This is a genomic window from Bradyrhizobium sp. B025 (assembly GCF_042257955.1).
Taxonomy (GTDB): Bacteria; Pseudomonadota; Alphaproteobacteria; order Rhizobiales; family Xanthobacteraceae; genus Bradyrhizobium; species Bradyrhizobium diazoefficiens.
Genome location: NZ_CP170150.1, coordinates 2,507,003 through 2,519,795 on the forward strand (window position 1 = coordinate 2,507,003; position 12,793 = coordinate 2,519,795).

A 12,793-nucleotide genomic window follows, 5' to 3' on the forward strand; every position below is an offset into this window, starting at 1 on the left:
CGCTGCGCGCAAGATTGCTTGTTATGCTCCGATCACCATGGACAAGACCGCGCCAAAAATCAAATATGCGCCCCGGCAAAAGTAATTCCGGTCTGCGAAACTGACGCGGGTCCGCAACTGACGAGGAAACCATGCAGTTCAAACACGTCACGCTCGATTTCGATGGTTCGGTCGCGATCCTCAAGCTCGACCATCAGGAGGTGATGAACGCGGTCTCCGTGGACATGCTGGGTGGCCTTGCCGAGGCGCTCGATGCGATCGAAGAGAAGAAAGACGAGGTGCGCTGCGTCGTGTTGACCGGCGCGGGGCGGGCGTTCTGCACCGGCGCTAATCTTCAGGGCCGCAACAACCAGTCGAAGAAGACCAAGGCCGGCCTGACGCTGGAGACCGGCTTTCACCCGTTCCTGCGCCGCATCCGCAATCTGCACTGCCCGATCGTCACCGCGGTGAACGGCCCTGCCGCCGGCGCCGGCATGAGCTTCGCATTGCTCGGCGACATGATCCTGTGCGCGCGCTCGTCCTACTTTCTGCAGGCTTTCCGCCGCATCGGCCTCGTGCCGGATTGCGGCTCGACCTGGCTGCTGCCGCGCCTGATTGGCAAGGCGCGCTCGATCGAATTGTCGCTGATGGGCGAGCGGCTCCCGGCCGAGAAGGCGCTGGAATGGGGCCTCGTCAATCGCGTCTATGATGACGGCGTGCTGATGGAGGAGGCGATGAAGCTGGCGCGCGAGCTTGCCAGCGGCCCGACGGTGGCGTTGTCGCTGATCCGCAAGCTCTATTGGGACAGCCCGGAAAATTCTTTCGAGGATCAGCTCAACCTCGAATTCCAGTGCCAGCTCCGCGCCGGCGACACCCAGGATTTTCGCGAGGGCGTCGGCGCGTTCCTGGAGAAGCGCCCCGCGCAGTTCAAGGGCAAATGATCGAAGCGCAACTCTCCCGCAGCGTCACGCGCTGGTGCGAGGGGGCGACCGGCGTCACCGGCGCGGCCAAGCTGTCCGGCGGTGCCAGCCAGGAAACCTGGCGCTTCGACATCGTGCATCCCGACGGGCCGATCGGTGCGATCCTGCGCCGCTCACCGAAGGGTTATGGCGCGGCTCCGACGCGCGCGGCGGGGCTCGGCGCTGAAGCGCAATTGATGCAGCTCGCCTATGAAGCCGGTGTGCCGTCGCCGCGCGTGATGCATGTCCTGACGGCCGAGGACGATCTCGGCACCGGCTTCATCATGCAGCGGGTCGAGGGCGAGACCATCGCGCGCAAGATCCTGCGCGACGACGAGTTCGCGTCGGCTCGGCCGCACCTCGCGCGGCAGATCGGTGGCATTCTCGCTGGCCTGCACAGGCTGCCGCTGGACAAGCTGCCTGAGCTCCGGCGCATGACGGCAGCGAAGGAGATCGGCGAGTTCGAGCGCGACTATCGCAGCCTGAACTGGCCCAAGCCCGTGTTCGAGCTGGCGCTGCGCTGGCTGCGCGACCACGATCCCGGCCCCTCGGCCGAGGAGACGCTGGTGCATGGCGATTTCCGCAACGGCAATCTCATCATCGGTGCCGACGGCGTCCGCGCCGTGCTCGACTGGGAGCTTGCCCATCTCGGCGATCCCATGGAGGATCTTGGTTGGGTCTGCGTCAACTCTTGGCGGTTCGGCGAGATCGACAAGCCCGTCGGCGGTTTTGGCACTCGCGAGCAATTGTTCGCGGGTTACGAAGCGGCAGGCCGAAAAGTCGATCCCGCGCGCGTAAAATTCTGGGAAGTGATGGGCACGCTGCGCTGGGGCATCATGTGCGGCGGCATGATGCAGCGGTTTCGCGAGGGACCGGACCATTCCATGGAGCGCGCCATGATCGGCCGCCGCGCTTCCGAGACCGAGATCGATCTGTTGCGGCTCTTGGCGCCGCGCGGGAGTTGACACATGCAGGACGAACCGACACCGGTCGAGCTGACCAAGTCAGTCGCCGATTTCCTCCGCAGCGACATCGCACCGCTGATCTCCGGCCACCAGGCCTTCAAGCTGCGCGTCGCCATCAACATCCTCGACCTCGTCACGCGGCAGCTGACGCAGGAGGCGGGGAGCGATGCCAAGGAGGTGGAGCGGCTGCGTGCACTGCTCGGCATCGACGGCCCGGTGACAGACCTCAACCGGGTGCTGGCCGAGCGCATCGCCAGGGGCGAGCTCGACCTCGCAACGCCGGGCCTCGCCGAGCATCTGTGGGCGACCACGATGGACAAGCTCGCGGTCGATCAGCCGAATTATGCGTCGTACAAGCGTGAGCTGGGGCAAGGCGGGTAGGCGGGGCTATAGTCTCCGTCATTGCGAGGAGCCCCTGCGAGGAAGCAATCCAGAGTGTCCCCGCGGAGGCAGTCTGGATTGCTTCGCTGCGCTCGCAATGACGGCGTTGATGCAGTGGTGCGCCACACTCTCCTCGTCATTCCGGGGCGTCGCGAAGCGACGAGCCCGGAATCCATTTATCCGCGGTCGCCGTGGCCCGATGGATTCCGGGCTCGCGCCTGACGGCGCGCCCCGGAATGACAGGAGGGATTACTTCCCCACCCATTTCGGCGGCCGCTTCTCCGAGAACGCCTTCGGGCCCTCGATGTAGTCCTGCGAGGCCACCATCGCCTTCACCGCCGGATATTCCCGCTGCTCCTCGATCGCCTGCTCCAGCGAGACGCCAAGCCCCTTCTGGATCGCCTGCTTTGAAGCGCGGATCGACATCGGCGAGTTCTTGGTGATCATCTCGGCCCAGCGCAGCGCGGCTGCAAGGGCCTCGCCCTGCGGCACCACCTCGTTGACGAAGCCGAGCTCAAGGCCCTCCTTGGCGCTGACATGGCGCGCGGTGAGGATCATGCCCATGGCGCGCTTCAGGCCGATCTGGCGCGGCAGCCGGTGCAGGCCGCCCGCGAGCGCGGCGAGCCCCACGCGCGGCTCGGGCAGGGCGAAGGTCGCATTCTCCGCGGCGATGATCAGGTCGCAGGCCAGCGCGATCTCGAAGCCACCGCCCATCGCAACGCCGTTGACCGCGGCGATGATCGGCTTGTCGCAGTCGAAGCGCGCGGTGAGGCCGGCAAAACCGCCCTTGTCCCAGCCGCGTTTGCCGCCGGCCGCCTGCCACTTCAGGTCGTTGCCGGCGCAGAACGCCTTGTCGCCGGCGCCGGTGACGATCGCGACCCATTGCTCGGCATCGGCCGAGAAATCGTCGAACACCTTCTGGAGCTCGAAATGCGCGTCGGTGTGCAGCGCATTGTAGACCTCGGGCCGCGACAGCGTGACGATCGTGATCGGTCCCTTGCGTTCCACCTTGGAAAATTTCAGCTCCATCGCTCGCTCCCGCTTTTCTCCTGAAGGAATATTGCCGTCATACTACCGCGCGCAAGCGCCGGGGCACCATCGAATTGCGCAATGCGCCTTGCGCAGCCGGCACGCGTCGGCTTGCTTGACTTGCGCGCGCTCTTCTCACCTTAATCGTGCGAAGCAAAAGCGCGGTTAGCGCCTTAACGCAAAACGAAAAAATCATCCGGGAGAGAGCCGTGGATTTCTCATTGCCAACAGATCTCGTCGCCTATCTCGGAGAGCTCGACCGTTTCATCGAACGCGAGATCAAGCCGCTGGAAGCGGCCGACGACAACATCCGCTTCTTCGATCATCGCCGCGAATGGGCGCGCACTGATTTCGAGAGTGGCGGCCTGCCGCGCCACGAATGGGAGGCGCTGCTGCGCAAGGCCAAGGATCTCGCGGACGCCGCCGGTCACCTCCGCTTTCCGGTGCCGAAGCAGTATGGCGGCAAGGACGGCTCCAACCTCTGGATGGCGGTGATCCGCGAGCATTTTGCCGCCAAAGGTCTCGGCCTGCACAACGACCTTCAAAACGAGCATTCCATCGTCGGCAATTTCCCTGTCGTCACCATGCTCGACCGTTACGGTCGCGACGACCAGAAGGCGATGATCGACGGCTCGATCAAGGGCAAGTACCGCATCACCTTTGGCCTCACCGAGCCGCATCATGGCTCGGACGCCACGCACATGGAGACACGTGCGGTGCCGGCGACCCGCGACAACATCAAGGGCTGGATCATCAACGGCGAGAAGATGTGGACGACGGGCATGCACGTCGCCACGCATTGCGCGCTGTTCGCACGCACCTCGGGCAATGACGGCGATGCGCGCGGCATCACCTGCTTCCTGGTGCCGGCCAAGAGCCACGGCGTCAAGGTCGAGGAGTACATGTGGACCTTCAACATGCCGACCGATCATCCCCGCGTCAGCTTCACCGACGTGTTCGTGCCCGAGGATGCGCTGTTCGGCGAGGTCGGCCGCGGCCTGTCGCTGGCGCAGTGCTTCGTGCACCAGAACCGCATCCGTCAGGCGGCGAGCTCGCTGGGCGCCGCCGTCTATTGCATCAATGAAAGCGTCAAATATGCGCGCGAGCGAAAACCATTCGGCAAGGCGCTCGCCGAGAACCAGGCGATCCAGTTCCCGCTGGTCGAGCTCGCGACGCAAGCCGAGATGCTGCGCCTTCTGATCCGCAAGACCGCCTGGGAGATGGATAAGCTCACCGAGGAGCAGATCGAGCGCACGCTCTCCGACCGCGTCTCGATGTGCAACTACTGGGCAAACCGCCTCTGCTGCGAATCCGCCGACCGCGCCATGCAGGTCCACGGCGGCATGGGCTATTCACGCCACAAGCCGTTCGAGCATATCTATCGGCACCATCGCCGTTACCGGATCACGGAAGGCAGCGAGGAGATCCAGATGCGCAAGGTGGCCGGGTTCCTGTTCGGATATATGGGACCGGGGAAGCATTAGCTCTCGTTGCTAAGTGTCCCTGTCGTAGGGTGGGCAAAGCGAAGCGTGCCCACCACTGCTAATGCTACCGTGGAGGAATGGTGGGCACGCTTCGCGCCTTTGCCCACCCTACGCAACTTCGCGATCAATTCACCCGCCGGTCCTTCCCCGCCCAATACGGCTCGCGCAGTTGCCGTCGCAAAATCTTGCCTGATGGATTCCTCGGCAGCGCCGGCAGAAACTCCACGCTCTTCGGCGTCTTGAACCCTGCGATGCGCTCGCGGGTGAAGTTGATGATGTCGGTGGCGGTCGCCTGCTTGCCGGGCTTCATCACCACCACCGCCTTCACCGCTTCGCCCCATTTATCGTCGGGCACGCCGATCACGGCGGCCTCGGCGACATCTGGATGATCGCACAGCGCGCTTTCGACCTCGGCGGGATAGATGTTCTCGCCGCCGGAGATGATCATGTCCTTGATGCGGTCGTGGATGTAGAGATAGCCGTCCTCGTCCATGTAGGCGGCATCGCCGGTGCGCAGCCAGCCGTCGCCGCGCAGCGTCGACGCGGTCGCCTCCGGCAAATTCCAGTAGCCCGCCATGTTGGAGCCCGAGCGCGTCGCGATCTCGCCAACCTGGCGCGGCGGCAGCGGCTCGCCGTCCGCATCCAGAATGGCGATCTCGACACCGGGGAGCGCCTTGCCGGCCGAGCGCATCCGCTCCAGCCCCTCGACGTGATCCTCCGGCGGCAGCGCGACGATGGTGCCTGTCGTCTTGGTCATGCCGTACATCTGCACGAAGCCGCATTTGAAGACCTCGATGCACTCCTTCAGCAGCGCTGCCGGAATCGGCGAGGCGCCGTACAGCATGTATTTCAGCCTGGAGAAATCGACCATCTTCGCGCGCGGCTGCCGCACCACGAACTGCATCGCTGCCGGCACCATGAAGAGCTTCGTGATGCCCGACTGCTCGAAGAAATCCAGCACCTTGGTCGGATCGAACTCGCGTGCGATCACGCCGCGGGCGCCGTGATAGAGACCCATCACGCCCCAGCCCGAGCCGCCGATGTGGAAGATCGGCATCGCGACCAGCGACACGTCGTCGGTCGACCACCGGTTCCACTCCGGCTTGTCTGCGGCGTTGCCTGTCTGCACCAGGTTGAGGAAGTTCGCGTGGCTCAGCATCGCGCCCTTCGGCTTGCCCGTGGTGCCGGAGGTGTAGAGCTGGATCGCGATGTCTTTCGTATCGATCGGTACCTTCGGATCGTCGCCGCTCTGCGCATCGCGCCAGGCCGTAAAATCCTGCCATTCAGGGGCGCCGCCCTCGGTCGTGATGATCGTGCGCACGCCCGGAATCTGATCCCTGATCTGACGGACCAGTGTGATGAACTCGGGCCCGACGAACAGCACCGGCGCCCTGCAATCCGCGACGATGAAGGCGACCTCGGGCGCGGCAAGCCGCCAGTTCACCGGCGCCATCACCACGCCGGCCTTCATCGCGCCCATCAGCAGCTCGAAATAGAAGTCGCTGTTCTTGCCGAGATAGGCGATGCGCTCGCCCTTCTTCACGCCCATCGCCAGAAGCGCGTTGGCGACCTTGTTGGTCTTGATGTCGAACGCGACGAAGCTGGTGACGCGGCCCTCGAACTCGTAGGCGGTGGCATTGCCGCGACTCGTCGCGCGCTCGCGCACCATGTCGGCGAGATTCGCCAATGGCTGTGTGGACATGTTCCTCCCGTGATATCTTGTTCTTATGCCGCCGAGTGTGGCGTCATCCGCGAGTGAAGACAAGATGGGGGAGCCCCGCCGTCGTCCTGGCGAAAGCCAGGACCCATAGCCGTAAAACGCAATTTGGCGAAGACCGGTCATGACCAATCTTCGCCAAACGATATTCGGTGGTAGTGGGTCCTGGCTTTCGCCAGGACGACTACGGAGAGAGCGACTACCCCCGCTTCGCCCGATCCTTCTCGTTCTGGGCCATGATGCTCTCGCGCGCGGTCTTCCAGTCGTCGTCGCTCCAGTCGCGGAGCTGGTAGAAATTGCCGCCCATCGCGAGCGCCTGGGCGCCGTCCATAGCGATGGTCTCGCCGGAGATCCAGTCGCAACCGCCGGAGATCAGGAACACGGCGACGTTCTGCAACTCCTCCATGGTGCCGACACGGCCCATCGGGTTCATCGCCTTGGTGCGCGCGCCGGCCTCGTCGCCCGGCTTGATGCGCTTGCTCATGCCTTCGGTCGGGATCTCGCCGGGCGCGATCGTGTTGAGGCGGATGCCGTATCGGCCCCATTCGGTCGCAAGCGACATCGTCATGGCGTGGATCGCCGACTTGCTCATCGCCGACGGCACCACATAGGGCGAGCCGTTGCGCACCCAGGTCGTGGTGATCGAGACGACGTTGCCGGGCTGCTTCAAGGCGATCCAGCGCTTGCCGACCGCATGCGTCACGTAGAACGTGCCGTGCATGACGATGTTGGCGACGGCGTCGAAGCCGCGCGGCGACAGCTCTTCGGTGCGCGAGATGAAATTGCCGGCGGCGTTGTTGATGAGATCGGTGAGGGGCGCTTCGCGAAAGATGTTTTCGATCATCTCCTCGACCGCGAGCGCGTTGCGGATGTCGACGCCGTGGCTGGTGACGCGTCCGCCATAAAGATCCATCAATTCGGTCGCGGTCTCGTCGCACACGATCTTGCGTCGGCCGCAGATGTGCACTTCGGCTCCAAGCTGGAGGAAGCGCGCCGCCATCGACTTGCCGAGCCCGGTGCCGCCGCCGGTCACGAGGATGCGCCGGCCGGCCAGAAGATTTTCCTTGAACATGGGTGTTTCCCCCGTAGGGATTGTCGGTTAATTGATCGATTGACTAAATCCGGCCGCCGGCTTCCTGTAAAGCGGCACTGAACAAGAACAGGGGAGAATTCATCCATGGAAGAGCGCGTCTCGATCTCGATCTCGGAAGGCGTCGCCGACGTGCGCCTGGTGCGCGCGGACAAGATGAACGCGCTCGATCAGGCCATGTTCGAGGCGCTGGTTGCCGCCACCGAACGGCTTTCGAAGGAAAAAGGCGTGCGCGTCGTCGTGCTCTCCGGCGAGGGCCGCGCTTTCTGCGCCGGTCTCGACATGGGGCGTTTTGCCGCCATGAAGGAAAAGGGCGGCAACGGAATTCCGGGTGGCGAAAATCGCGATCTCACCAAGCGCACGCATGGCCAGGCGAACTTTCCGCAACAGGCGGTATGGGGATGGCGCCAGCTTCCTGTTCCCGTAATCGCGGCCGTGCACGGCGTTGCCTTCGGTGGCGGCCTCCAGCTCTCGCTCGGCGCCGACATGCGCTTCCTCTCCCCCGATGCGCGGATGTCGGTGATGGAGATCAAATGGGGCCTCGTGCCTGATATGGCGGGCACGCCGATCCTGGCCAGTCTCGTGCGCGACGACATCCTGCGCGATCTCACTTACACCGGGCGCATCTTCTCCGCGCAGGAGGCGCTGACTTATGGCCTCGCCACGCGCATCTGCGACGACCCGCGCGCCGCAGCCCTCGACGTCGCGCGCGAGATCGCCGGCAAGAGCCCCGATGCGATCCGCGCCGCCAAGCGCCTGCTCAACAATCTCTCAGTCGATCCGGGCCCGGCGCTGCTCGCGGAGTCGGTCGAGCAGCAGAAGCTGATCGGTAGTGCGAACCAGACCGAGGCGGTGCGCGCCAATCTGGAGAAGCGTGCGCCGAAGTTTGCGGATTAGTTCTCTGTCGTTCCGGGATGGTCCGAAGGACCAGACCCGGAACCTCGAGATTCCGGGTTCGATGCTGCGCATCGCCCCGGAATGACGGCCACTAACCACAACAAAGAAAAACAACAATGAGCGAAACGTCAAAGTTCCTCGGCATCGTCTCCGGCGACCGCCGCCGTTCCCACGCCGACGTCGCCAATCGCGCCGACCGCATCGCGAACGGCCTCAGCAAGCTCGGCGTCCGCCCGGGCGATTGCGTCTGCATGCTGATGCGCAACGACATCGCCTTCATTGAAGCCGCCTACGCCGCGATGCGGCTGGGTGCCTATGGCGTGCCGATCAACTGGCACTTCAAGCCGGAGGAGATCAACTACATCCTCAACGACACCGACACATCCGTCCTGATCGGGCATGCCGACATGCTGCACGCCCTGCGCGACGCAATCCCGAAAGGCGTCACCGTGCTCAGCGTGCCGACGCCGCCGGAGTTCCTGTCCAGTTACAAGATCGATCCGGATCATCTGGCGACGCCGGCTTTCGCGATCGATTTCGAATCCTGGCTCGCGCAGCATCAGCCTTATGATGGCCCAATCGTGCCGCAGCCGATGAGCATGATCTATACGTCAGGCACGACCGGCCATCCCAAGGGCGTGCGGCGCAATGCGCCGACGCCGGAGCAGCAGGCCGCCGGCGAGCGCATGCGCGCGATGATCTATGGTCTGAAGCCCGGCGCCCGCGCGATCCTGCCGGGCCCGCTCTATCATTCCGCGCCGAACTCGTTCGGCATCCGCGCGGGAAAACTCGGCGGCGCGCTGGTGCTGATGCCGCGCTTCGAGGCGGAAGAGTTTTTGGAGTTGATCGAACGCTACAGGATCGACACCGTCTTCATGGTGCCGACCATGTTCATCCGACTGATGAAGCTGCCGGAACAGGTGCGCAAGAAGTACGACGTTTCCTCGCTGCGCCATATCATCCACGCGGCAGCGCCTTGCCCGGCCGACGTCAAGCGCGCCATGATCGACTGGTGGGGGCCGGTGATCTACGAATTCTACGGCTCGACCGAATCCAGCGCCGTCACCTTTGCGACCTCCGAGGACGCGCTCAAGAAGCCCGGCACCGTCGGCAAGATTTCTCCTGGCGCCGAGCTGCGCTTCATCGGCGATGACGGCCGCGTGCTCGGCGTGGGCGAGATCGGCGAGATCTATTCCCGCATGGCGGAGATGGCCGACTTCACCTATCACAACAAGCCGGAGAAGCGCGCCGAGATCGACCGCGACGGCTTCATCACCTCCGGCGACGTCGGCTACATCGACGAAGACGGCTACGTCTTCATCTGCGATCGCAAGCGCGACATGGTGATCTCGGGCGGCGTCAACATCTATCCGGCCGAGATCGAGTCCGTGCTGCACGCCTTGCCCGGCGTGCATGATTGCGCGGTGTTCGGTATCCCCGACGCCGAATTCGGCGAGGCATTGATGGCGGTGGTCGAGCCGCAAGCCGGCATCACGCTCGATGCCGCGGATGTCCGCGCGCGGCTGAAGACCTCGCTCGCCGACTACAAGGTGCCCAAGCACATCGAGATCCGCTCGGGGCTGCCGCGCGAAGACTCCGGCAAGATATTCAAGCGCCGCCTGCGCGATCCCTATTGGGAGCAGGCGGGGCGGAAGATCTGAAGAATGCGTAGGGTGGGCAAAGCGAAGCGTGCCCACCATGACGATCGAGGTGCTGATGGTGGGCACGGCGCAAGCGCGCCTTTGCCCACCCTACGAGGGAAACGACAGGGAAACATTCGTCATGAGTGACGCCACCAAAGAAGTCCTCTACACAGTCGCCGATCACATCGCGACCATCACGCTGAATGCGCCGGAGCGCATGAACACGATCTCCGGGCCGATGCTGAACGATCTGGCGCGGCTCTTGACCGAGGCCAATGAGGACAAGAACGTCCGCGTCGTGATCCTCACCGGCAAGGGGCGGGCATTCTGCGCGGGCCTCGACCTGCGCAAGGAGCGCGACGGCAATGGCCTTAGCGCCGCGTCCTCGCCGACCACGATCAACCTGCGCAACACGCCGCCGACGGTCTTGCAAGCGATGGACAAGCCGACCATCTGTGCCGTCAACGGCGGCGCCGCCGGCTACGGCATGGACACCGCGCTCGGCTGCGACATCCGCATCATGGCGGAATCCGCAAAACTCGCCGCAGCCTTCGTCAAGCGCGGCGTGGTGCCGGAATCCGGCGGCACCTGGCTGCTGCCACGGATGCTCGGTTGGGCCAAGGCCTCCGAGCTGATTTTCACCGGCCGCACGCTGAGCGCACGCGAGTGCCTGGACTGGGGCCTTGCCAACGAGGTCGTGCCGGACGCCGACTTGATGAGCCGCGCCACTGCGATTGCCCGCGAAATCGCCGCCAACGCGCCGCTCGCGGTGCAAGCCTCCAAGCGCATGATGCGGATGGGCCTCAACGAGACCTTCTCCGACCACGTCCACCACGTCTATCTCCAACTCCTGCCATTGTTCAAAACCCAGGACATGGCCGAGGGCATGAAGGCCTTCATGGAGAAGCGCGAGCCGAAGTTCGAGGGGCGGTAGGCCAGGTCGGCTGGCACACGCAAGAGTGGCAATTATGGATCGGCTCGGCTAGATTGGCGGTCCCGCTCCAGCCGCTTGCGATCACCTATGCCCTCATTCCGCGCCAGCTTCTTCGAAGTCCCTCATGCGGCCGTCTACGCGCTGATGACGGTGACGGTCCTCACGTCGGGGTTTTGCTTCATCCAGGCGGGCGGTCCGTCGGCGCCGGCGGAGTTGCTGTATCGCTACGGGGGCATGTACACGACCGCAATCGCGCGGCATGAGTATTGGCGACTGCTCGCCTATGGCTTCCTGCACGTCAATTTCGTCCACCTCACGATGAACATGTTGTGTCTGGTGCTGTGGGGCGGGCATCTCGAGCGGCGCGTGGGACCGGCCTATTTCCTCATCATCTATCTCTGCGCGATGGTGTTCGGCGCCGTCATCGGCAATGGCATTCATTCCACGCCCTATTTGACGGCCGGCGCGTCCGGCGCCACGTCGGGCATTCTGGGCGCGCTGCTTTGCCTGTGGATTCTTGGCAAGCTCGATGTCGGGTTCGATTTCTTCGCGATCAACATCGGATTGAACATCGCGTTTGCGTTCGGCAATTCACGGATTGACTGGGGTGTCCATCTAGGTGGTTTTGCCGCTGGCTTGATCGCCTGCGCATTGCTGGACCTCATCGAGAAGGCGAATATCCATGTGCTTCGGTGCAAGTTTCCGGAAGCGGTAAAGGTCAATCTCACCCTGCTTGCCTGTGTCACTGCGCTGTGGGCCTGGAGCGGCCAAGCTCAGGCGATCGCCGGGGGCGCCGGATGGGGCGCGGCCCTCGTCGTCGTGGCCGCATGTTGTGCCGTCGTGAAGATGGTTGATCTCATCCTCTCCATGAAGAAAGGCCTCGCGATCGTCGTGACGGTTCTGGCCGGAGCGAACGCTGCGGCCGTGATGCTTTCCGGTGGGGCTTTGGCATCTACCTGCAGCCCACGCTGGCCAACTGGCTCCGTTCCGCTCGACAATCTTCTCGTCATATTCTGCCCCAATCCTGTTCTCATTTCGGTGCTGGCCGCGATTGGCGCCGCTTCGGTGACGCTTTGGCTCTGTTCGAAGGAGATTTCGCGCGGGATCGAGGATGTTGGATTCGTCGGCACGTCGTTGCGTGCCGAACGCGGCCGGCGTCGTGGACTATGACCGCGGAAGGCGTGCTATAAAGAGGGATCACCGACCTCCGGATAATCCCATGGCCCCTGTTTCCATCCTGCTCAACCTGCTCTGGATCCTCATCGGCGGCGCCTGGATGGCGTTCGGCTGGCTGGTCGCCGCCATCATCATGGCCATCACCATCATTGGCCTGCCCTGGGCGCGGGCGGCGTTCAACATCGCGGTCTACACGCTGCTGCCGTTCGGCTCGAAAGCGGTCAGCCGCTACGAGGTCACGGGTGTCGAGGATATCGGCACCGGCCCGCTCGGCGTGATCGGCAATATCATCTGGTTCGTGCTGGCCGGCTGGTGGCTGGCGCTCGGCCATCTCGTGACCGCTCTGGTCCTGGCGATCACCATCATCGGCATCCCCTTCGCCTGGGCCCATCTGAAGCTCGCCGGCATCGCGCTCTGGCCGATCGGCAAGGTGATCGTGCCGGCTTAGCGGCAGTCCCGGTCCCAAGTAACACCCCAAGTGTGCGCCGCCCCCAACTTCACCTTGCGCTGCGGCAAAAAACTTGCACACTCGGCTGAGC

12 protein-coding genes are annotated in these 12,793 nt (G+C 64.1%); 9 read left to right on the forward strand and 3 right to left on the reverse strand.

Annotation, left to right across the window (positions count from 1 at the left end; translation table 11 throughout):
* Nucleotides 1-131: 131 nt before the first annotated feature.
* From ACE10W_RS11560 to ACE10W_RS11570, 3 genes are read left to right on the forward strand one after another with little or no spacing between them, the layout of a single operon-like run.
* Entirely contained in the window at nt 132-920 is a 789-nt protein-coding gene (locus ACE10W_RS11560; RefSeq protein WP_304551633.1) for an enoyl-CoA hydratase/isomerase, read from the forward strand.
* The gene (locus tag ACE10W_RS11565; RefSeq protein WP_304551635.1) at nt 917-1,903 is read left to right on the forward strand and encodes a phosphotransferase family protein; all 987 of its coding nucleotides are present in this window, start codon (nt 917-919) and stop codon (nt 1,901-1,903) included. Before ACE10W_RS11560 ends, ACE10W_RS11565 begins: the two co-directional genes overlap by 4 nt.
* Nucleotides 1,904-1,906: 3 nt before the next feature.
* Complete coding sequence (locus ACE10W_RS11570; protein ID WP_304551638.1) at nt 1,907-2,284, forward strand: DUF6285 domain-containing protein; 378 nt, start codon at nt 1,907-1,909, stop codon at nt 2,282-2,284.
* Between the two features lie 249 nt (nt 2,285-2,533).
* Here the strand turns inward: ACE10W_RS11570 and ACE10W_RS11575 are convergent, their stop codons facing one another.
* The gene (locus ACE10W_RS11575) at nt 2,534-3,313 is read right to left on the reverse strand and encodes an enoyl-CoA hydratase-related protein (RefSeq protein WP_304551640.1); all 780 of its coding nucleotides are present in this window, start codon (nt 3,311-3,313) and stop codon (nt 2,534-2,536) included.
* A 209-nt stretch (nt 3,314-3,522) separates the two neighbouring features.
* On the opposite strand from ACE10W_RS11575, the gene ACE10W_RS11580 reads away from it, so the two are divergent.
* The gene (locus ACE10W_RS11580; RefSeq protein WP_304551641.1) at nt 3,523-4,797 is read left to right on the forward strand and encodes an acyl-CoA dehydrogenase family protein; all 1,275 of its coding nucleotides are present in this window, start codon (nt 3,523-3,525) and stop codon (nt 4,795-4,797) included.
* 124 nt (nt 4,798-4,921) lie between these two features.
* Here the strand turns inward: ACE10W_RS11580 and ACE10W_RS11585 are convergent, their stop codons facing one another.
* Together ACE10W_RS11585 and ACE10W_RS11590 are read right to left on the reverse strand one after the other, a co-directional pair.
* Complete coding sequence (locus ACE10W_RS11585) at nt 4,922-6,499, reverse strand: fatty acid--CoA ligase (RefSeq protein WP_304551642.1); 1,578 nt, start codon at nt 6,497-6,499, stop codon at nt 4,922-4,924.
* 214 nt (nt 6,500-6,713) lie between these two features.
* Nucleotides 6,714-7,586 (reverse strand): SDR family oxidoreductase, encoded by an 873-nt coding sequence (locus ACE10W_RS11590; protein WP_161535836.1) that lies wholly within the window; start codon nt 7,584-7,586, stop codon nt 6,714-6,716.
* 105 nt (nt 7,587-7,691) lie between these two features.
* On the opposite strand from ACE10W_RS11590, the gene ACE10W_RS11595 reads away from it, so the two are divergent.
* From ACE10W_RS11595 to ACE10W_RS11615, 5 genes are all read left to right on the forward strand, one after another.
* On the forward strand, nt 7,692-8,501 hold the full coding sequence (locus ACE10W_RS11595; RefSeq protein WP_304551643.1) for a crotonase/enoyl-CoA hydratase family protein: 810 nt from the start codon (nt 7,692-7,694) through the stop codon (nt 8,499-8,501).
* Nucleotides 8,502-8,617: 116 nt separating this feature from the next.
* The gene (locus ACE10W_RS11600) at nt 8,618-10,162 is read left to right on the forward strand and encodes an acyl-CoA synthetase (protein WP_304551644.1); all 1,545 of its coding nucleotides are present in this window, start codon (nt 8,618-8,620) and stop codon (nt 10,160-10,162) included.
* Nucleotides 10,163-10,283: 121 nt separating this feature from the next.
* Complete coding sequence (locus ACE10W_RS11605; RefSeq protein WP_304551646.1) at nt 10,284-11,078, forward strand: enoyl-CoA hydratase/isomerase family protein; 795 nt, start codon at nt 10,284-10,286, stop codon at nt 11,076-11,078.
* A gap of 87 nt (nt 11,079-11,165) precedes the next feature.
* Nucleotides 11,166-12,248 carry a rhomboid family intramembrane serine protease gene (locus tag ACE10W_RS11610; RefSeq protein ID WP_304551648.1) on the forward strand — a complete coding sequence of 361 codons (1,083 nt, stop codon included), beginning with the start codon at nt 11,166-11,168 and terminating at the stop codon, nt 12,246-12,248.
* A 49-nt stretch (nt 12,249-12,297) separates the two neighbouring features.
* Nucleotides 12,298-12,702: a YccF domain-containing protein gene (locus ACE10W_RS11615; RefSeq protein WP_060911113.1), complete on the forward strand. Its 405-nt coding sequence runs from the start codon at nt 12,298-12,300 to the stop codon at nt 12,700-12,702.
* Nucleotides 12,703-12,793: the final 91 nt, after the last annotated feature.

Bases quoted from the DNA above. Each gene is read 5' to 3' on its own strand.
- ACE10W_RS11560 (WP_304551633.1), top strand. From the start codon at position 132: ATGCAGTTCAAACACGTCACGCTCGATTTCGATGGTTCGGTCGCGATC.
- ACE10W_RS11565 (WP_304551635.1), top strand. From the start codon at position 917: ATGATCGAAGCGCAACTCTCCCGCAGCGTCACGCGCTGGTGCGAGGGG.
- ACE10W_RS11570 (WP_304551638.1), top strand. From the start codon at position 1,907: ATGCAGGACGAACCGACACCGGTCGAGCTGACCAAGTCAGTCGCCGAT.
- ACE10W_RS11575 (WP_304551640.1), bottom strand. From the start codon at position 3,313: ATGGAGCTGAAATTTTCCAAGGTGGAACGCAAGGGACCGATCACGATC.
- ACE10W_RS11585 (WP_304551642.1), bottom strand. From the start codon at position 6,499: ATGTCCACACAGCCATTGGCGAATCTCGCCGACATGGTGCGCGAGCGC.
- ACE10W_RS11590 (WP_161535836.1), bottom strand. From the start codon at position 7,586: ATGTTCAAGGAAAATCTTCTGGCCGGCCGGCGCATCCTCGTGACCGGC.
- ACE10W_RS11595 (WP_304551643.1), top strand. From the start codon at position 7,692: ATGGAAGAGCGCGTCTCGATCTCGATCTCGGAAGGCGTCGCCGACGTG.
- ACE10W_RS11600 (WP_304551644.1), top strand. From the start codon at position 8,618: ATGAGCGAAACGTCAAAGTTCCTCGGCATCGTCTCCGGCGACCGCCGC.
- ACE10W_RS11605 (WP_304551646.1), top strand. From the start codon at position 10,284: ATGAGTGACGCCACCAAAGAAGTCCTCTACACAGTCGCCGATCACATC.
- ACE10W_RS11610 (WP_304551648.1), top strand. From the start codon at position 11,166: ATGCCCTCATTCCGCGCCAGCTTCTTCGAAGTCCCTCATGCGGCCGTC.
- ACE10W_RS11615 (WP_060911113.1), top strand. From the start codon at position 12,298: ATGGCCCCTGTTTCCATCCTGCTCAACCTGCTCTGGATCCTCATCGGC.